This is a genomic window from Segatella copri (assembly GCF_026015625.1).
Taxonomy (GTDB): domain Bacteria; phylum Bacteroidota; class Bacteroidia; order Bacteroidales; family Bacteroidaceae; genus Prevotella; species Prevotella copri_H.
Window position 1 is genome coordinate 900,454 of sequence record NZ_JAPDVG010000001.1, and the last position, 18,341, is coordinate 918,794.

Below are 18,341 nucleotides of genomic sequence, written 5' to 3' on the forward strand. Positions count from 1 at the left end.
GTTACCACTCTCTGTAAAGATAGTATATTATATATATAATAATATATATATATATATATAATATAAAATAATTACTTACAATTTATAACCATGAAAAAGGTAACTATCGCGAGAAAAACTGAATACTGAATACTGAACATCCTTTAGGCACTAATTAATTTACTCCGCAAGGGGTATTTGTATTCAATCAGTACAGGTCGAAATAGTTCATCATTTCTCGCGCTGTGCGAATCGGCAAGCCTCGATGAGTTTCTGCTTCAGCTTGCCACGGCCAGCCATCACATTTTTATTTTGCTTCAACACGCTGCTAGGCCAGCCATCCTCAAAGCAGGTCACACTGAGATACTCCGAGGTCTGGGCATCTTGGTCAACTGCCTTGTCTATCTCCTTCTTAAACTCGTCGTCCAAGTCCTTGATGTCGCCATCATGATCCTTGCCGTCCTCGGTCTTCTTGCCCTTCAGTCCTTCCATCATGAAGGTACCCATCAGTCCGCCCATCACCTCCTTCACGGTCTCCTTTGGTATCACGCTGACCACCTCGCAGGAGATTGTGTAGTTGCCATTCTTCTCTAGGCTGGCATTGATATAAGTGTCGTTGGCGTAGCTATCCTTGGTGGCATCTTCGTGCTCGTGATGCTCGCCCACGGCATATTGGCCTCCGTGGTAGGCGAAGAGCAGTTTCAGCTCCTCCAGGTAGTCCTCCACAAGCTCGTCGGTGTTAGCCTGGTTGCCTATCTTCATGAAGTCAAGACCTATCGCCTTCTTCATTGCCTGCATGATGGGCATGGAGGCGATGTCCTTCATACTCGCCTTGAAGAGAGCCTTTGCCTGCTTCTTGATTTGCGAGAGATTGGTAATCTTGGTGATGCGACCGTATTCATCGGTCTCAAAGTTGATGGTGGTGCCTATCACGCTCTTGGCGGTGCGCTCCGCTACCATGGCCATCATCTTGTCCCGGAAGTTGTCGCCCACCGAATCGGCCTTTACGTCCAGGAAGGTGTAGCTCATCTTATAGCCCTTGCTGGTGGAATCGTTTACCACGAGGCGCACCTGGGTGGATACGCCGAGCGTCTTCACCGTGTCCTTGCCGTCCACCTTCCACTCATTCTCATATATCCAGTATTCGCAGGTGTCGCCCTTGCAGAAGTAGGCCACCACATTCACCACCGAGTCTTCGCCAGCTGTGTCCACTTCCAACGTGTCGGAGTTGTTCGATAGCCATTGACTATCAGTGATTTTCTTGGCAATCGATACCGTGTCCTCTACCTTAGGCGACATTTCTCCGCTCTTCACGATGCCGTGGTTGGCGAGCAGTCCGCAAGCTATTATGCAGCTCATCACTATCAACGAGATTTTCTTCATTAGTTCATTTTTTATGTTGTTTATTCTTCAAGTTATTATTTCTCGCTGCAAATTTACGATTTTTTTTGTAAAAAAAGCCAAGCTCCTAAAAAAAACTGTAAAGTTAACACAAGTTTAACAGTAAGTACGGTGCAACGAGTGAAGCGATTAATAAAAGTACAATCAACGCAATAATACTATTAATTTTACGTTCTTTTCAAAGAAAGGGGTTGTGCAATAGTAGCTTAAAGGCTAAAAGCACTACCTTTGAATGCAATAATAAGTAACAACACGTTTAAGGTCACAATTTGTGATCTCAAAAATAATAGAAATATGGCAAACAAAATAGATAAAAAAGAAACAGTCGCAATTTGCGACCAGTCCAAAATAGATGTTACAAAATGCGATAACCATGAACTCGCAGGTAATATCGAACCTCTAATAAAAGTAATTAGAGGGCAACAAGTTATGCTTGATAAAGATTTAGCAATGCAATATGGGGTAGAAGCTAAAGTTCTCAATCAGGCTGTAAAACGCAATGTTGAACGCTTTCCTAATGACTTTCGGTTTCAATTGACAAAGGAAGAATGTTTAAGGTCACAAATTGTGACCTTAAACGAAAAACAAGGTCAACACCTCAAATATATGCCGTATGCTTTTACAGAACAAGGCGTGGCAATGCTTAGTAGTGTTCTCCGTTCACAAACAGCTATTGAGGTTAATATTCGGAAACAACAAAGAACTTACTTGTAAAGATAGAATAGTATATGAAAATATTGAATACTCGCATATTAAAGAAAAGCGTGATAACACTTAGTTTTTTGTGCTATCTTATAACCTGTGGGTTCGTACCATATTATTATGATGAAGCAACTAATCTCTGTTATGGTGATGGCCTTTTCAACTTGTTCTTTGGCTGGTGTTGTTTCGTATTTCCGGGAATATTTACGAAAATATATTCTTTAGCATGGTTTTCAAACATAACATACATTGTTGCTATAAGACATCTAATAAAGGGAAATAGAAAACACTTCGTATTGTGGATTTGCATCACCATAATATTGAGTAGCCTTTTGATTATTTGTCCAAGAACAGAAACTGACACTTGGGGGAATATACACCATTTTACGTTGACGATAGGTTATTATTTGAGAATTATAAGTTTCTTTATTTTATTTGTTGGTGGATTATATGTCCTGTTTGTACAAAATAGGAAAGGGGATAAAAGGCTGATGAATGATGGACGGATGAAAAGTAAGCAGCAAATATTCTTTCTGACAAAATCAGATATAGTCAAGATGATGTCTATGGTTGAAATAAGAATTCCAATAGAATATACCCTGCTGGGGGCATTTAAATAGGAGACGATAAGAAGAGAAAACACCATATCAAATTTTTCTAAACTTGGTCATACAGGCTATGCCAATTGGATTTCTTTGGATAATAGATACATGGTGCTCCCCTTAAATAATGAGGTGAAGTATAGAATTGTGAAACAAAGAAATGGTTCTTTTCATTACATCGTAGATCTTGCATCTAATCCCACAGGTGTTGAGCTAAGTACTGGAGGAATATACGACAATGCAGAAAATGTTTTAATCGCAGGTCGTGTTGCAGTCTTTACTGATAGCTCAATCGAAGCCATGCAAATCTATAAAGAAATATTGAGAGCTATGAATAAATGTTTTACCAGGAAAAATAACATCTTTGTATCTCAAGAGGTGTTATCTTTATTGGAAGATGGATGGCGATTAACATGTAATTATAATGCGCCTTGTGAAAATGATTTCAAATAATATATCTTGCAAATTTCAACTTTGCTACAAATAAACTTCGGAAGGAGAAATATGAATTCACTATGTTTATGTGTAAAAGAATAAAATTTTGGCTTTGCAAACTTCTCTATTCCCATAGAAAAAAGTCTTGTTGCATTTCCTTTTCATCAAAAGGTTTCAAGGTGATAACTCTCTATCGGATTTTTGAGGGATGCCAAGTAGAAGATAAACCAATTATCTTTCTTCCTGCTACAGCATCCGAGGAAGAATTGGCCAATGCGATATTTTTCTGTTTGGGTAAAAGTAGTATGGTTATACGAACTTCAATAAATTCCACATCCGCTTATCTGAAGTTTATTAAAGAACGTTCGTTGAAAAGTTACTATCAACAATCCGTGGCTTGCATAGTAAAGTTGAATGTTCAAACAGGCATAATTCATTTAGAACTTTGGCAACAAGCTGATGATGGTAGAGGAATGACTCCTTGTCATGAACAGAGCCTTATGGAATTTGATGTAAAAGACAATAGTCAACTTCTCGCCAAGTATGTCAAGGAAATCTTAAGTGAAAGATTAGCTTTGAAAAAGGATAAGGTAGCTATGGAATAAACAATAAAAATTGTAGAATGAGAATAAACAAATGAAACAGATTAAATTAGCTTTTGTACTTTTAACAATAATGATAGTTCTTGGTAATTGTACCTTTGAAAACCGTACAACTACCACTAAGATGTGTCTCGAAGATTTGGACATGAATGTTCAAGACACACTAAGAAATGTGCCTGTTGATTCTTTTGGCTGTCATCCTGATTTGATAGACTTAACAGGACATTATAAATTGATAATAAAAGAGTTTGGTCCGTGGTGTTATGCGCAAAAACTAACAAACATAGAAACAGGAAAATATTATTGGTTCGATTATAGTACTCCACGACCTATTATTGTTACAGCCAAAGAAATCATATTCCCTATGGAATATAATATAGTAAATAGAGGGGTAGAATCAACAGACACGTTTAACATCATAGATAATCAATTAGAGCCATAACCGTAATGCACCTGCTTGGAATTTAGCTCTTTTAGTTACCTTGTTTCTTGTTACTATTAATTCAAGTAATTATGAACATAGGTACACATTTTAGCGGACAACCGATGTATGGGCAGCTAATAGATTTGCTCAGCAAGAGATACTCCATTCGGGATGTGGCGAAGCTGAGTGGTAAGAGTGTGAGTACGGTGTAACGAGTGAAGCGATTAATAAAAGTGCAATCACCGCAATAATACTATTAATTTTACGTTCTTTTCAAAAAGGGGTTGTGCAATAGTGGCTTAAAGGCTAACACCTCGATGCTGCCATTGAAGAGCGTTATGATATAGATAATGGTGTATTATTAGAATGGAAATATGATAGATTATATATTTTATAGAGTATATTGGGCTTATAACAAAAAAAGAGAGTCCGCAAAGTTTCTTAGCCCATTGTATATGGCAATGGTCTTTGCGTTTCTCTTTTTCCCATTCGCATTATTTTTGTGCGAACTATTAAGGGATTCATACCATAGAAATGATGGATATTTGTTATCCATTTATCTACTAATGATATTAATATACTCTTATTTAAGATTTTTCCCTAACAAAAAGATATGGTTGATAAATAAAAAATTCGAAGGGAATTGTTATAATTATAAGATTCCTGATTGGTGTTTTTTCGTGGTTCTTCCATTATCCATAGTTTGGGGAATTATAACATATTCTCTTTTGGTAAAGTTTTTAATAAAACCTTTTGCCTTGAGAGGTATTATATATAATATGCTGTAAGCGTTCTATAAAAAATGCAATCAAAAACTCATAGAATTTTTCTTGGCTGGAGTTTTTGATTGCATTTTCAAATATATAGTACAACCTAGAAATTAAGAGAGTGTAAGCTAAACTGTGTCATGCTATCACTGTTATAGATTAATGCAGTTTATTTGCATTTTGTTCAGTATAGTTTTTCCACTTCTACACCCGGCAACAAGTAGCAGAAATCATCGAATTTCTGGATGAACCATAAAAAATCACCCTGGAAGGGAATGCATACAACACACTATGCATATCCCTTTCAGGGTGAGTTAATAAAACTACAATCACAGCAATAAAACTATTAATTTTACGTTCTTTTCAAAAAGGGGTTGTGCAATAGTGGCTTAAAGGCTAAAAGCACTACCTTTGAATGCTGTTAAATATGGTAATGTTCAAAGTCACAATTTGTGATTTTGGAAAAATGAATATAAATATGACAGATAAAATAGAAAAAAAGGAGGTAACCTTTGCAGTGCCGTACAACGGCGAGGACAACAACGACTATGTGGACGGCGAGGTGGTGCAGCATATCGAGTATGTTCCTTTCGGTGAGGTTTTCGTTGAGGAGCGCAATAACATTTCAAATAATCCATTAAGAAGAGAGAGAAATGGCAAAAGATAGGATGCTTTATATGAAATTATGTTTTGTAGTAATAGTCTTTGGACTATCTTTTATTATTTGTAACAAGCATTATATTAAGTATAGTGCTTGTTACAAGCTTCCGATACCTAAAACTCCATTTTATCCAGATGCTTATAAATTTGCAAATACAAAAGAAGAGTTTTTGTCAAATATAAAATTAATTAACAATGCAATAAAAGTAGAAGCCATTATTGATACAAATAAACTTGATTTTAACAATCATACATATCTCTTTGTGTTTGGCGCACCAATAAAAAATATGTACTATAGTTTTAAGACTACATTATTTGACGATAAATCTCCGAGTTACGCAAAGGCTATAAGACATAAAAAAAAATGTGTATTTATAAATTATAATATTCCAACAGGGTACACGTATTTGTATGAAATAAAAAAAGACGAGACCCTTACTGGTTTCAATGGAATATAAGAAATTCATTGAATTGACAAAGAATAGAAATCCGTGGATTATTGTTTATCCACGGATTTATTATAATCAGCAATAAAATGGAACGCAAGAAACAGACTGGGCATGTCTGCCGATGGATGGATTTTTTGCATAACGATTGTCACCTTCGTCGTAGGATGTACCATAGTAATCGGCCTATTTGAATGGCGCGACAGGAGTAGAATGGAGAGTAGAAACGCAGAGACGCACCTTTGGCGGAAAAGCATGTACGACTTGAACATGCACATTGCCAAGCTGTCTCTGCTTGGTGAGACAATAGAAAAACATTGATAGACATATTATTGTGCGTTTTTTGATTAATACAGCAATTCCATACAATAATTTCAAATGTCTATCGTTCTTTAGATAAAACATAAAATAAAGACGTATGAAAGTATCAACAAAACAAGGCTATAAACCGCCTTAAAATTCGTCAGGGCTTATCAGAGGATATTTCCCTTGTATCTTTGAAAGTTTTTCCATATAAAATCCAAGCACTACGGGTTAGAGATGATTTATCCAGACGAGGAGAAGATTACCTATTCTTACAACCTCGGCGGTCAGCTTGAGAAGGTGCATGGTTACAAGTCATTCATGATGCTCAATATGATAACAAAGAAGAAAGACGTGTAATAACTGGTAGTGAAGCAAAAACAGCAAAGTCTAATCATGAAGCTCTTAGGCGTAATCATCGAGGTAGAAATTATAAGACAACAAGTCCTATATCCACAAAATCCTCAAAATACGGATTGCCAAAAGAGGTTTAGGTAGTAAAGTTTCCCTCGGTTGTACGTTATTGAAATTGTCATTGGCATCTGCTTGATAGTGGATACCAATGACATAATATATTTTATAATTTACTCTTTTTTGATTATATATTATGCTTAAATATAAATTCTTTATATATATATTGTTGTTTATTACATTTGTTAGTTGCCGTTATCGTCAAAATGTGCCAGAAAAGAAAGTTTCCATATTCTATTTTACTGGTAATATTGACACATATCGGCAATTAGAGTGTGAGGACATCGAAAAATTTAGCGAGAATACGAAATACGATGACACTTTATTTGTCAAAAAGTATGTGATTGAGCAAGTTTCTCAAAAAATCAAATATGCAAAACGTGACACTTCTAGGTGTTATACGAATGATAGTCCAATAATATATGTAGACATTCATGGTATGAAATTATGTATAAATGCTAAAGGTAACATTTGTTGGATTAAAAAGCATGGTAGATATGAGTTATATAAAATAAGTGATAAAGTGGCATATTTATTAAAATGTAATTCAAACTATTACAATAATATGTCAATGAATGATTTATTTTATGATTACGGTATTAAAAAATACGGAATACCAAATGGATATAAAGATATAAATGCAAGTAAAGATAGCAAAAGGAAAGAATCTTATAAAATTCTCGTTTATTTTAATTAAAGAGTTTAGGTTCTGTAGTGAAATAGACACTTTCATTAGTGTCCAATAAAAATTGGACACGTTAATTAATTAATCAAATAGTCCCTTAAAAAGGGGATAATCGAGTTCTTTGACATCGTTGAAAATAGTCTTATCAAATAGATCTCTTAGGTGGGTTTTGTCCGTCAATGAAATGCTTAGAATCTGCAAAACTTCATATGTCGAGCGTTTCAGTTGCATATCATGGTGCACAATAGCCACGAGACAATAAGTGATAATGGCAACACTAATCTGTATGCGTACAGCATTCTTCGTTGTGCCCCAGAATCTCTTTATCTTAAGATGCTGCTTTAGCCATTTGAAAAATAGCTCAACCAACCATCTTTTTTTATATAGATTCGCGACATCCAACGCTGAAAGATGCTTTGCATTCGTCAGAAAAGTAAACTCACGATCATCTTCTTCATCGTAGTATCGAATGAATCTGAATGATTCAGGATACTTCTTTTCGGAAAGATATCCTGTTAGTTTTACTTCAGCATCAGTTAGTACATTCTTTGGCATTCTTCGCTTCCATTTTACCATTTTGTACTTCAAGTTCGTTTTGGCTCTGACTACATAGTAGGAACCTGTAAGATGAATCTTATAAAGTTCCTTGAAAGTATCATAAGCCCTATCGAAAATGTAGTAACTGTTTGGTTCATACGTAATTGAAGACATTGCTGTAGAATCATGCTTTGATGCTGTGGTCACAGTATAGAAAGCTGGAACTTGTGCTTCTACGTCATATAAGACATGTGCTTTAACTCCTCCTTTCTTACTTCTGAACTTTGCCCATGGAAAAGTTGCAAGACACAACGGAATAGTTGTCGAATCAAAAGCATACTTCTTTCCTGGTATATTCAAAATGTTGGTTTCTCGCTTTTTGCAAGCTTCCTTCATCATATAGAATGCAAAGTCTTCGAAAATCCTGTAATCACGAGTCTGATTGGCATAAGCAAGAGTTGCTTTTACGATAGTATTACGTCCAAGTCCCAGATGATATTGCTTAGCTCGATGAGCTTCCAATGCAACTATCAAGTCACGTAAACTCTCACGATTGCTCAGTTGCCCAAACATCATTGCAAGAAGCTGGTTCCAGCAAGTGAAGTGTTTCACGTATCGGTTGCCATCATACTTGCGTACGTAGTTGTTGAACTGAGTTCTATTCAGAAATGCAGTAAGTTGAGCGAAAACATATTTGTCTTGAAACATAGTAGCCAATTCTTTTTGGCTGCAAAGTTACAAAATCAAGTCCGTTTCATTGCAAAATACTGCATAAAAGACTATAATTCAACTGTTTCAAAGATCGAATTGCCCTTTTTTTATTGGACAGTAGTGAGACACTTTATTAAATAAAAAACAGACAATATCATATACAATGCGTACAGGGCTTTGGCTGCTTTAGAGCTTTATGTTAATAAAACTACAATCATCGCAATAATACTATTAATTTTACGTTCTTTTCAAAAAGGGGTTGTGCAATAGTGGCTTAAAGGCTAAAAGCACTACCTTTGAATACTGTTAAATATGGTAATGTTCAAAGTCACAATTTGTGATCTCAAAAATAAAGATAGAAATATGGCAGATAATATAGAACATCAAGATAAAGGAGAACTGGTCGCAAATTGCGACCGGTTCTACAGCTATCGCCTCAAAGCGTCATGTGCCACCAATGGCTACTTTTATAAGCTCTATGCACCATTACAGGCAAATTGTCCGCAAGCTGCGGACGATTTCAAATTGCTTTTTCTTATTCCTTGGGACCACCATCGTCGTATCATAGATAAGTGCAAGGGCAATGGCGCAACTGATAACCCAAGACCCTTCAATGCCCACCTCCATGCCTATGTGGTATATAAGAAAATTTACGGAATGCAAGCCGCAGTGGTTCTCAACCTTATGCATAAGGGAAAGGACTTGCTGGCTTTTATGAAGTAAATATAAGTGAGTTTTTCCGCCTCACTATGTGTTAGCGAACTCATTTTGAGGCTAATTCTAATCTATAAATAAATACCTATAAAAAAAGAAAGTAAAATATGATGAAATCGGAGACCAACTGTCCCCTAAGGGTGTATTCCCTTATAGCTCTCCTGGCATTTGCTTGTACCAGCAAAATTGTTAGCGCAAACAAATTCTGACGTCCTCTACTAAGGAACGAGCGACAAAGAACTTAAATACTAACTACTATAAATTTCGAATTATGGGGAGATTTATTATCAAGCTCGTGCGCTTGATACTGAAGTATGGGCGATTCGGCCTTTTTCGCGTGGTCATTCAATTGAATGGCAACAGCAAGTATATTGAGTATACTTACAATTTGAGGCGTTCCCTCCTATGGATATGAGCAGACACGTACACTTACTGGTAGATGTTGCCATGCAGGAAAGAGATTATCATGATGTACTCGTATTACGTCGCTTCTTGGAGACCTTTAATAGAATAGACAATCATTTGGTTGAAGCTGAGCTTCCTAGGCTTGATGCCTATATCGACACACTGGATGGCTATAATGAATACATGGAGCAAAGGAATAAGAAACCATTGAAAAATGGTTCCAAAATTGGCCGAAAAAGAGAATACCTTTTTGTGTCTGATGAAGCATCTTCTTTAAAAGATGAAGAGACGACCGCTGAGCAAGCCTCTTTATTTATAGAATTTCTCACCCTAAATGGCCTAAATTCTATGTCTACCAGTGCGAGCAAGTCTTCACCAATGAATATCGCAATATTTGCGTTTATCAGATATTGGAGAAGGAAGGGCATCCTGGCACCGCAGCATATCGTCAGTGCCAATGCCATTTATCGATTTCTTACCGATGATTGCCATATACGAAAAGAAGTTACGATAAAATCGTTCTACAATGTCTTCAATCATTGTGAGGACATGAAAAATCAAGAAATGGATGATAAAGTGGCTGATTTCTTTGCCCATAGATGATTTTTTTTATGGGACAAATATTAATCCTATTTTTCCTATTTTTCCCATAGGTGTTTTTGCCTTATCTTTGCACCCGTAATCAGACAAGTAAAGTCTGGTTGCGGGCATTATTCATCTTTTAAACAAGTTGTTACGATTATGAAACAAGCAGCAAAGAAGCAGCTCCTCAACGCCCAGAAGGTGGACGGAGCCATCATCAGTGAAGAAAACGGTACCATCGCCTTCCGCAAGGCGCCATGGAACGATACCGAGGTTATCTGCGAACAGCCTAAGGTGATACCTGGCAGAATGGTATGCTCTGGCGAGAAGGGTGGCGATGAGTTCGACTTCAAGCCTTATGAACGTACGGGCGAGAAGCTTTTCGAGGAAATCTTCAAGACCAAGCATGCCGTGGTGCGCACCACCAAGCGCACGGTACAGGTAAACTATACCTTCAGCCGTGACCTGGACAAGCAGGACATGCTGCGCTACCTCAAGGTAGAGCACAAGGAACTGATTGCCGGATTCAAAGATAATGTTGAATGTTGAGTGTTGAATGTTGAATTAGGCTAGCGCCCTTGCGACCGTTAGGCAATTCAACATTCAACATAAAATTCAACATTCAACATTCAACACTCAACATTCAACAATCAACACTCAACATTCAAAAAAACGATGGAACATATTATAGCATATAATCCGTACAAGAATGGCAATAAGGGGAGCGTAAGCTCCCAGCCACTCTCGGTCTACGACAAGACCATCGCTTATCCCTGGATGGCAGACCTGGTAGCTGCCATCCGTGGGGGTAACGATGAACTGAAGAAGCAGTTGCCCTTCCGCTGCGCACACTACTACCAGTTCCGGGACAACAGACGCTCGCAGAAGAACGCTGTGCCCGAAAGCTTCCTCTTCCAGACCACCATCGATGTGGACGATAAGAATTATGTGGACAAGGCGATGGAGAAAGCACGTGAGCTGAACTGCAGCGACACCATCTGGAAGGGAGCCCTGCTGCACCTGGAGTACTCAGCCCGCAAGAAGTTGCACATCGACATCCGCATGCCCGTCGGCATGACTATCGAGGAGACGCAGCGAGCCTATTGCGAGGCGCTGGGCGTGCCCTACGACGAGAGCTGCATCACGCCAGAACGCATGCTCTTCGTCACCGACAAGGAGTCGGAAATCTATCGCTCGCCCCATTGGTACGAGGTGTTGCCGCAGGAAGAGCTGAAGAGGCGCAGACAAGCCTACCTGGACCGTGGACTTACAATCGACGGACGGGCTGGGAAAGTTAATAGTTTACAGTTAAAAGTTAATAGTAATCATAAAGTTCAAAGTTCAAATTTCCAAGTTCAAAGTAAAGACCATGTTCAAGACCATCGACTTTCGGGCTCTGACAGCCATCACGCTGTTTCTGCTGGCTCTGCTATTCAGCCTGCCCAACCTTGTGATAGCAATGCTGCTCATGCTGCTCATCTCAGCCCTGCTGGAGCTCATCAGGATGCTGGGGCAGAGGCAACCGTCAAGAACCTAGCAGCCTTCGACCTCTTCCGCAATGCGGCAGGTCTGAAGGACGTAGACATCAACACCCCAGGCTCGCGCCACTCATCGCTCCTGGCTATCATGAGCGCAGGCGCATCGAGAGTGATGCCTGAAGACGAACTGAAGGCGGTGGTGGCGCAGAAGATGCCTGCCTTTTCGCAGGAGCGTGACTGCCAGCAGCTCATCCACGATTTTTATGCGAAATATGGCGACAGTTCGAAGCCGATGTCGCAAGCCGTAATCCGCATCAATGCTCAGGCTGAGAAGTCATCCCAGAAGGATGCCGTGGCATTCAAATCCGCAAGTTCTGTGGGTTCCGAAGGCGGCACGGATTCCAATGCGGAAGATGATAAATTAGCTCCACCTCCGATGCCCGAACATCTTCCCAAACTCGTGGAGCTGCTGTTATCGAAGACACCGGACGTATACAAGCCAGCCGTGGCACACGCCATCTTCCCGCCACTTGCTACACACCTCTGTAAGACCACCTTCAGGTATATCGACAATGTGGAGCACGAGGCCACCCTGATGTGCTGTCTGCTGGCGGGCACAGGTGCAGGCAAGAACTGTGTGCAGATGCCCATCAACATGATTATGGAGGACATCAGACAGCGCGACCGTGAGAACCTGCAACGGGAGAAGGAATGGAAAGAGGAGGTGACACGTAAGGGTGCCAACAAGGATAAGCGCAAGCGTCCGGAAAACCTCATCATCCAGGAGATAGATGCCGATATGACCAACCCGGCATTCGTGATGCGCACGGCTGAGGCTCAGGAACATTTCCTCTATACAACGCTCAACGAGATAGATCAGTTCGACGCCCTCAAGGGACAGGGCAACCAGCAGTTCAAAATCATGTGTCTTGCCTTTGATCCAGGCAACTCATACGGCCAGACCCGCGTGGGCACATCGAGTATCACCGAGCGCATCACCATCCGGTTCAACTGGAATGCATCGACCACCGTCCAGCTGGGGCAGCGATATTTCTCAAAGGTGCTCACTGACGGACCTATCAGCCGCATCAACTTCTGTACCATCCCGGAGCGGGAAATCGGTGCCGAAATGCCAGTATACGGCGAATACGACGATGCCTTCAGAGAGGCGCTCAGACCGTACATAGAGAATCTGTGCAAGGCGTCGGGTAGGATTGACTGTGCTGAGGCTTCCGACCTGGCAGAAAAGTTGAAGGATGAGAACGCCGACTTTTCGCGCATGTCGCAAAACAGGGTGTTCGAGAATCTCTCCTTCCGTGGCAACGTTATTGCCTTCCTCAAGGCTTGCGTGCTATACGTGGCAAACGGCTGCAAATGGGAACCCGAAATAGAAGAGTTCATCAGATGGAGCGAGAGCTACGACCTGTGGTGCAAGATGATTTTCTTTGGTGCAGGCATAGCCAAGGCTAATGAGGTAGGAGAGAAATCGAGCAAGCGAGGACCTGCCAACCTGCTGCAGCAATTGCCAGACACCTTTACCTACACGCAGGCTGAGATGGTGCGCCTACATAACGACTTCGGAAAGAAGGGTACGGCGACGATGCTGAGAAACTGGGTGAACCGTCATTATATCGAGAAAATTCCTCCGAAGGGAGTAAATGCCGACGGAGCTGACGGAAAGCAAGGCGGAAAGGTGTTCAGTATTCAGTTATTCAGTTTTAAGAAGCTATTATTCCGTTCCGACGGACTCGACCTGAGATGTTTCAACGCAAAATAGTTTTCAAACTTAACACATAACATTCAAGCAAATGGAAATAGTATTAAAGCGTATAGCTAAAAAAGGAACTTATACCATCGGCAGACTCTATCTGCTGACCGATGCAAGCGTAAATCGTAACTCGCTGCCCGGTAAGAAGAAAGACGACAAGTGCAAATTGATTCATACCTTTGACTGCCAGCTGTTGTCCAAAGATACATATCTCTGCGATACCATGGAGCCTACATGGCGTAATCTGCTGGGCATCAAGCTAAAGCCAGAGGAAGTGGATGCCCGCTATAGCCGCAAGAGCGGCGTGAAGGCGCGTAAGGTACCTGGACATACTGCCATTCCGGAGGGTACTTATCCAGTGGTTATATCGTATTCGCCAAGATTCAAGCGTTGGCTGCCATTGCTGTTGGGCGTGCCGAATTTCGAGGGCATCCGCATCCATGCAGGCAATTATCCTGACGATACGCAAGGCTGCATCCTTGTGGGGGAGAACAAGTTCGAGGGCATGGTGGTGAACTCCCGTATCTGGCTGCAGCGGCTTATCAACGCCATGACAGCGGCGCGCGACCGAGACGAAAGTATCTGGATAACCATCCTATAGACAAACAGCATCCCTGCATAAGGGATGCTGCTAATCTGTCTTTATATTTTTCTGACTGAAAACGTTCTTAAAGCTTTGACCAGTCGATGCTGCGGATAAATGCCAAGGTTGAAACCCAATCGCAGTCGAGGCAGAAAGGAGTAGGAACATCCGGGGTGTTGTAATAAGCCAGGGTAAACTCTGTATCTTCATCCTTAAATGCCTTGTGGTCGATGGTTGCCTGCTTGAAAAACTGAGTTACGAGCGGCTTATTCTTTTTAGAAGCCTCTTTCAATCGCTTCTGGTAGAGCGTAATATATACGCTCATGGCGTAGGCCTGCTCGTTGAGATAGCGAACCTTTACGTTCAAGGTGTCCTTGCTCAGATTCTTGTCGAGCATAACATACGGTGGCAGAATCTTGCTGCGCATGTAGGTCATCGCATCAAACTTGAAGAGGGCTGTACGACGCTCGTCCATGCTCTTCGTGGTGTCGTTGATGATCGCATCAGAAGTGCGGAGCACCTCGTTTAATACATCCTGGGCGCTTGCCTTAGCTATGCTGAGGGTGAGCGCAAATAATAATATTATGTATCTCATCTTTCTGAAATTATTAATTATCAATTTTTTTTAATCGTTGGTGTGGCGCAAGAGGAAGATGCTGTGGTCAATGCACGCTGGCAATTCTTCCTTATAATGCGTTACCATGATCATGGTTTTGTTCTGGCGGCGGCAGAAGGCTTCGATGACGTCTTTTACAAGACGGCGGTTGCGGTTGTCGAGCCCGTGGAGCGGTTCATCGAGAATCAGCAGTTCCGGGTCCTTGACAAAGGCACGTGCCAGGAGAACGAGGCGCTGTTCGCCGCTGGAGAGCTTCAGGAAACCACGGTCTTCAAGACCTTCCAATCCGAATACTTTCATCCAGAAGCGGCACTTGTCCATATCTTCTTCCTTCGGCTTTACATAGAGGCCTACGGAATCCATCAGGCCGCTTGCCACAATGCGGATGGCTGGCAGGTCGCGCTGGTAAGAGCGGTGAAGCTCTGGCGATACGTAGCCGATGTGCTTCTTGATGTCCCAGATGCTTTCGCCGCTGCCTCGAGGGTTGTCGAAGAGGGTAATGTCGCAGGCATAACTCTGCGGATTATCGGCACAGACCAGACTGAGAAGTGTACTCTTTCCGGCTCCGTTTTGTCCGCTCAAAGCCCATCGCTCGCCGTTCATTACGGTCCAGTCGAGGTCGTTGAGGATGATTCGCTCGCCATACTGTATGCGCACCTTGTTCATCTTCACCACTTCCTGGGTGTGATATTCGCGGTCGCTGTAAGGCTGGTCTACTATGGCCTGTTCCAGCTCCGGGCTCAGCACATGGGCAGGCACGGATTCTCTGCCGGCAAGATATTCGGCGAGGGTTACCTTAGGCTGAACCTTCATATCCTTCACTTCTACCACGTGGGTGATGAAATCGGGAATATCATCGCTCTTGCTCAGTACGAGGATAATCTGCAGGGCTCGCTCAGAAGAGAGGGTTTTGAGCAGTTCCTTGAGCTGGTCGCGGGTTTCTGCATCGAGTCCGATAAACGGATTGTCCATGATGAGCACGCGAGGCTCTGAGAAGAGGGTAGAGGCAAGTTTGAACTTGCGGAGCTCGCCACTTGAGAGCAGGATGGTGTATTTGTCCATCAGGTGCTGCATGTGGAAGAGTTTGTAGATGTGCTGCTGCAGGGCTCTGCGCTCCGGAGTGTCTTCACCGGCCATCTGGTAGGCTTCTTCTAGCTTGTCTTTTACGATAGGCGTGTTTTCGTCTATCTCGAGCTGGTTCCAGCGCTGCTGCAGGAAATAAGTGCGGTCGTTATCGCCTCCGTAGGTGTCGCGGAAGGTAATATACTTGATGTTGTCGCTCACCATTGTTTTCTGACTAGGTGAGAAATCGTAATCAGGGTCGTGCATCAGGAGTGGGTGGCGACCTACGATGATGTCGACAAACATTGATTTTCCTCCACCGTTCGGACCTACGATAGCGATGTGTTCACCATCGCACGCCTCGAAGTTTACGGGTTCTGCCATACGCCATTCAGGCATACGGGTAACACCATTTTTAATGCTAATAATCTTTTGCATCTCTCTTATTTTTTTATTCTACTCTGATTCTTTGTTGCAAAGTCTTTCCAGCTGCTGTAATGCTTGGCGTCGGTCTCGGGGCGGTTCATCTGCAGAAAGTGGCAGTAGGCTGCCCCCAGTGCATCGGTAGCGTCCATGAACTTCGGCATTTCGTCTTGCTGAATATGGAGCAGTCGCTGCAGCATTCCCGCCACCTGTTCCTTCGAAGCCTGTCCCTGTCCTGTAATGGCCATCTTGATTTTGAGCGGTGCATATTCGTGGATAGGAACGCTGTGATGAATGGCGGCTGCGATGGCTACTCCCTGCGCTCTGCCCAGCTTGAGCATCGACTGCACGTTCTTGCCGAAGAAGGGGGCTTCGATGGCCATCTCATCGGGCAGATAGCTGTCGATGATGCCGGTTACGCGGTCGAAGATCTTGCCCAGCCGGAGATAGGGATCGCTCTCTTTGCGCATGTCGATGACGCCCATCACCACCAGTTCTGCCTTGTTGCCGATGATGCGGATTACGCCATAGCCCATCACGTTGGTTCCGGGGTCAATGCCGAGAATAATCTTCTCTGTATTCGATTTCTTGATCATCACAAATAAATCTCCTGACTTTTTAAAAAGACGCTTGTTCTAGCGGTCCATATAAGGATTGTGAGCGAGCTCTTCGCCTATGCTGGTGTATTCGCCATGACCTGGGAGAACCTGGGTTTCGTCAGGCAACTGACCGAGATGGCGCAGACTGTTGATGATGCGGAACATACTGCCTCCAGGGAAATCGGTTCTGCCGATAGAGTTGTGGAAGAGGGTGTCGCCGGTGAAGGCTACGTGCTCTGCCTCGCAATAGAAGGTGACGGAACCGCTGCTGTGGCCCGGAGTGGCGATGACCTGGAACTCGTGGTTGCCGAACCTGATGACCTCTTCATCTTCGAAGAATCTGCCAATAGGCGGAAACTGGTAATCGAGTTGCATCTGATAGAAGGTTTCTGCCTGCTTGGCGAGTCCCTTCATCAGGTTTTCATCAGCTGCCGATACTTCAGGTTTCAGTCTGAACTCCTGATAGATGGTGTTGTTGCCGAAGTTATGGTCAAGATGACCATGGGTTACGAGCAGGTGAACAGGCTTGAGCTGGTTCTCCTTAATATATTGTGTAATAGCCGTGCGCTCTTCCGGATAGAAGGCGCCGCAATCGATGATGACGCATTCCTTGGTCTCATCGCTCACCACGTAGCAGTTTTCCTGTAACATGTTTACTTGAAATCTTTCTATATGTAACATTTCTTACTTTGAACTTTATGATAACTTTTCACTCTTCACTTCTACTACGCCGGAACGTAAACCAGTTGCTTGTCCTGACTGAACCATTCTTCATCGAAGAAAGTGCTGAGCGGAGTGATTTCTGAAATCTTGAAGTATTGCTTCAGTTCTTCTTTCAGATTACCGCCCTTCAGACACAGAAGTCCGTTAGGCAGAGCGTTTTGCCCTTTCTGCTTAAAGTTTTTCTTGATAATCTTCATCAGGTCAGGAAGTTGCATTACCGCACGGCTTACCACGAAATCGTACTTGCCTTTTTCGTCCTCTCCGCGCAGGTGTTCAGCCTTGAGATTCTGCAGATTGATGGCCGTAGCCACCTCGTTGCAGACTCTTATTTTCTTGCCCGTTCCATCTATCAGCTTGAACTTGCATTCAGGGAAGAGGATGGCGAGCGGAATGCCCGGGAAACCTCCGCCGCAGCCGAAATCGAGAATCTCCGTACCCGGACGGAAATGGATGGCCTTGGCTATTGCCAGAGAATGGAGCACGTGGTGCTCGTACAGATTATCGATGTCCTTGCGGCTGATGACATTGATCTTGCTGTTCCAGTCGCGGTATAATGCATCGAGTGCCTCGAACTGCTTTTTCTGCTCTTCCGTGAGGTTCGGGAAGTATTTCTCTATTATTTCTATCATATAATTATATGTATTCTTCTTTATTTCTACTGAT

20 protein-coding genes and 1 pseudogene are annotated in these 18,341 nt (G+C 42.4%); 14 read left to right on the top strand and 7 right to left on the bottom strand.

All coding sequences use genetic code 11. The features are described from left to right. Positions 1 to 210: 210 nt before the first annotated feature. Positions 211 to 1,362, bottom strand: a complete 1,152-nt coding sequence (locus ONT19_RS03900) for a hypothetical protein (RefSeq protein ID WP_264952242.1) — start codon at positions 1,360 to 1,362, stop codon at positions 211 to 213. A 408-nt stretch (positions 1,363 to 1,770) separates the two neighbouring features. On the opposite strand from ONT19_RS03900, the pseudogene ONT19_RS03905 reads away from it, so the two are divergent. The 9 genes and pseudogenes from ONT19_RS03905 to ONT19_RS03945 all read left to right on the top strand — a co-directional run. After that, positions 1,771 to 2,067: pseudogene (locus tag ONT19_RS03905) on the top strand (ORF6N domain-containing protein); the annotation flags it as partial. 764 nt (positions 2,068 to 2,831) lie between these two features. Continuing rightward, positions 2,832 to 3,137, top strand: coding sequence for a hypothetical protein (locus ONT19_RS03910; protein ID WP_264952241.1), 306 nt, complete (start codon positions 2,832 to 2,834; stop codon positions 3,135 to 3,137). A gap of 68 nt (positions 3,138 to 3,205) precedes the next feature. Next, a complete protein-coding gene (locus tag ONT19_RS03915; protein WP_264952240.1) occupies positions 3,206 to 3,724 on the top strand; it encodes a hypothetical protein in 519 nt (172 codons plus the stop codon). A gap of 31 nt (positions 3,725 to 3,755) precedes the next feature. Continuing rightward, complete coding sequence (locus ONT19_RS03920; protein ID WP_264952239.1) at positions 3,756 to 4,163, top strand: hypothetical protein; 408 nt, start codon at positions 3,756 to 3,758, stop codon at positions 4,161 to 4,163. 71 nt (positions 4,164 to 4,234) lie between these two features. Continuing rightward, positions 4,235 to 4,357: a hypothetical protein gene (locus tag ONT19_RS03925; protein ID WP_264952238.1), complete on the top strand. Its 123-nt coding sequence runs from the start codon at positions 4,235 to 4,237 to the stop codon at positions 4,355 to 4,357. Positions 4,358 to 5,390: 1,033 nt separating this feature from the next. Next, the gene (locus ONT19_RS03930) at positions 5,391 to 5,579 is read left to right on the top strand and encodes a hypothetical protein (protein WP_264952237.1); all 189 of its coding nucleotides are present in this window, start codon (positions 5,391 to 5,393) and stop codon (positions 5,577 to 5,579) included. Further along, positions 5,566 to 6,030 carry a hypothetical protein gene (locus ONT19_RS03935; RefSeq protein ID WP_118192559.1) on the top strand — a complete coding sequence of 155 codons (465 nt, stop codon included), beginning with the start codon at positions 5,566 to 5,568 and terminating at the stop codon, positions 6,028 to 6,030. The genes ONT19_RS03930 and ONT19_RS03935 overlap by 14 nt, the downstream gene beginning before the upstream one ends. Positions 6,031 to 6,558: 528 nt before the next feature. Beyond that, positions 6,559 to 6,681 (top strand): hypothetical protein, encoded by a 123-nt coding sequence (locus ONT19_RS03940; protein WP_259323075.1) that lies wholly within the window; start codon positions 6,559 to 6,561, stop codon positions 6,679 to 6,681. A gap of 247 nt (positions 6,682 to 6,928) precedes the next feature. Further along, positions 6,929 to 7,489, top strand: coding sequence for a hypothetical protein (locus ONT19_RS03945; protein ID WP_264952236.1), 561 nt, complete (start codon positions 6,929 to 6,931; stop codon positions 7,487 to 7,489). Between the two features lie 69 nt (positions 7,490 to 7,558). Here the strand turns inward: ONT19_RS03945 and ONT19_RS03950 are convergent, their stop codons facing one another. Next, positions 7,559 to 8,722 (bottom strand): IS4 family transposase, encoded by a 1,164-nt coding sequence (locus ONT19_RS03950; RefSeq protein ID WP_203042184.1) that lies wholly within the window; start codon positions 8,720 to 8,722, stop codon positions 7,559 to 7,561. A gap of 366 nt (positions 8,723 to 9,088) precedes the next feature. Between ONT19_RS03950 and ONT19_RS03955 the strand changes: the two genes are divergently transcribed. The 5 genes from ONT19_RS03955 (at position 9,089) to ONT19_RS03975 (ending at position 14,273) form a co-directional block, all read left to right on the top strand. Further along, positions 9,089 to 9,448 (top strand): hypothetical protein, encoded by a 360-nt coding sequence (locus ONT19_RS03955; protein ID WP_264952235.1) that lies wholly within the window; start codon positions 9,089 to 9,091, stop codon positions 9,446 to 9,448. Positions 9,449 to 9,850: 402 nt separating this feature from the next. After that, complete coding sequence (locus tag ONT19_RS03960) at positions 9,851 to 10,447, top strand: hypothetical protein (RefSeq protein ID WP_264952234.1); 597 nt, start codon at positions 9,851 to 9,853, stop codon at positions 10,445 to 10,447. A 138-nt stretch (positions 10,448 to 10,585) separates the two neighbouring features. After that, positions 10,586 to 10,975 (top strand): hypothetical protein, encoded by a 390-nt coding sequence (locus ONT19_RS03965; protein ID WP_117588149.1) that lies wholly within the window; start codon positions 10,586 to 10,588, stop codon positions 10,973 to 10,975. 126 nt (positions 10,976 to 11,101) lie between these two features. Beyond that, on the top strand, positions 11,102 to 13,681 hold the full coding sequence (locus ONT19_RS03970; RefSeq protein ID WP_264952233.1) for a hypothetical protein: 2,580 nt from the start codon (positions 11,102 to 11,104) through the stop codon (positions 13,679 to 13,681). Between the two features lie 31 nt (positions 13,682 to 13,712). After that, positions 13,713 to 14,273 (top strand): DUF5675 family protein, encoded by a 561-nt coding sequence (locus tag ONT19_RS03975; RefSeq protein ID WP_264952232.1) that lies wholly within the window; start codon positions 13,713 to 13,715, stop codon positions 14,271 to 14,273. Between the two features lie 67 nt (positions 14,274 to 14,340). On the opposite strand, the gene ONT19_RS03980 is transcribed toward ONT19_RS03975, so the two are convergent. From ONT19_RS03980 to rsmG, 5 genes are read right to left on the bottom strand one after another with little or no spacing between them, the layout of a single operon-like run. Then, positions 14,341 to 14,850 carry a hypothetical protein gene (locus ONT19_RS03980; protein WP_117727923.1) on the bottom strand — a complete coding sequence of 170 codons (510 nt, stop codon included), beginning with the start codon at positions 14,848 to 14,850 and terminating at the stop codon, positions 14,341 to 14,343. Between the two features lie 30 nt (positions 14,851 to 14,880). Further along, on the bottom strand, positions 14,881 to 16,371 hold the full coding sequence (locus ONT19_RS03985; RefSeq protein WP_264952231.1) for an ATP-binding cassette domain-containing protein: 1,491 nt from the start codon (positions 16,369 to 16,371) through the stop codon (positions 14,881 to 14,883). A gap of 5 nt (positions 16,372 to 16,376) precedes the next feature. Then, positions 16,377 to 16,952, bottom strand: coding sequence for a crossover junction endodeoxyribonuclease RuvC (gene ruvC / locus ONT19_RS03990; protein ID WP_006846693.1), 576 nt, complete (start codon positions 16,950 to 16,952; stop codon positions 16,377 to 16,379). Between the two features lie 39 nt (positions 16,953 to 16,991). After that, positions 16,992 to 17,636 carry an MBL fold metallo-hydrolase gene (locus ONT19_RS03995; RefSeq protein ID WP_264952230.1) on the bottom strand — a complete coding sequence of 215 codons (645 nt, stop codon included), beginning with the start codon at positions 17,634 to 17,636 and terminating at the stop codon, positions 16,992 to 16,994. Positions 17,637 to 17,680: 44 nt separating this feature from the next. Then, the gene (gene rsmG, locus ONT19_RS04000) at positions 17,681 to 18,307 is read right to left on the bottom strand and encodes a 16S rRNA (guanine(527)-N(7))-methyltransferase RsmG (protein ID WP_040552760.1); all 627 of its coding nucleotides are present in this window, start codon (positions 18,305 to 18,307) and stop codon (positions 17,681 to 17,683) included. Positions 18,308 to 18,341: the final 34 nt, after the last annotated feature.

Excerpts from the sequence above, each read along its gene's own strand:
- ONT19_RS03965 (WP_117588149.1), top strand. The coding sequence starts at position 10,586 with ATGAAACAAGCAGCAAAGAAGCAGCTCCTCAACGCCCAGAAGGTGGAC.
- ONT19_RS03995 (WP_264952230.1), bottom strand. The coding sequence starts at position 17,636 with ATGTTACATATAGAAAGATTTCAAGTAAACATGTTACAGGAAAACTGC.
- ONT19_RS03915 (WP_264952240.1), top strand. The coding sequence starts at position 3,206 with ATGTGTAAAAGAATAAAATTTTGGCTTTGCAAACTTCTCTATTCCCAT.
- ONT19_RS03930 (WP_264952237.1), top strand. The coding sequence starts at position 5,391 with ATGACAGATAAAATAGAAAAAAAGGAGGTAACCTTTGCAGTGCCGTAC.
- ONT19_RS03975 (WP_264952232.1), top strand. The coding sequence starts at position 13,713 with ATGGAAATAGTATTAAAGCGTATAGCTAAAAAAGGAACTTATACCATC.
- ONT19_RS03950 (WP_203042184.1), bottom strand. The coding sequence starts at position 8,722 with ATGTTTCAAGACAAATATGTTTTCGCTCAACTTACTGCATTTCTGAAT.
- ONT19_RS03960 (WP_264952234.1), top strand. The coding sequence starts at position 9,851 with ATGAGCAGACACGTACACTTACTGGTAGATGTTGCCATGCAGGAAAGA.
- rsmG (WP_040552760.1), bottom strand. The coding sequence starts at position 18,307 with ATGATAGAAATAATAGAGAAATACTTCCCGAACCTCACGGAAGAGCAG.
- ONT19_RS03955 (WP_264952235.1), top strand. The coding sequence starts at position 9,089 with ATGGCAGATAATATAGAACATCAAGATAAAGGAGAACTGGTCGCAAAT.
- ONT19_RS03945 (WP_264952236.1), top strand. The coding sequence starts at position 6,929 with ATGCTTAAATATAAATTCTTTATATATATATTGTTGTTTATTACATTT.
- ONT19_RS03970 (WP_264952233.1), top strand. The coding sequence starts at position 11,102 with ATGGAACATATTATAGCATATAATCCGTACAAGAATGGCAATAAGGGG.
- ONT19_RS03940 (WP_259323075.1), top strand. The coding sequence starts at position 6,559 with ATGATTTATCCAGACGAGGAGAAGATTACCTATTCTTACAACCTCGGC.
- ONT19_RS03935 (WP_118192559.1), top strand. The coding sequence starts at position 5,566 with ATGGCAAAAGATAGGATGCTTTATATGAAATTATGTTTTGTAGTAATA.
- ONT19_RS03925 (WP_264952238.1), top strand. The coding sequence starts at position 4,235 with ATGAACATAGGTACACATTTTAGCGGACAACCGATGTATGGGCAGCTA.
- ONT19_RS03900 (WP_264952242.1), bottom strand. The coding sequence starts at position 1,362 with ATGAAGAAAATCTCGTTGATAGTGATGAGCTGCATAATAGCTTGCGGA.
- ruvC (WP_006846693.1), bottom strand. The coding sequence starts at position 16,952 with ATGATCAAGAAATCGAATACAGAGAAGATTATTCTCGGCATTGACCCC.
- ONT19_RS03985 (WP_264952231.1), bottom strand. The coding sequence starts at position 16,371 with ATGCAAAAGATTATTAGCATTAAAAATGGTGTTACCCGTATGCCTGAA.
- ONT19_RS03920 (WP_264952239.1), top strand. The coding sequence starts at position 3,756 with ATGAAACAGATTAAATTAGCTTTTGTACTTTTAACAATAATGATAGTT.
- ONT19_RS03980 (WP_117727923.1), bottom strand. The coding sequence starts at position 14,850 with ATGAGATACATAATATTATTATTTGCGCTCACCCTCAGCATAGCTAAG.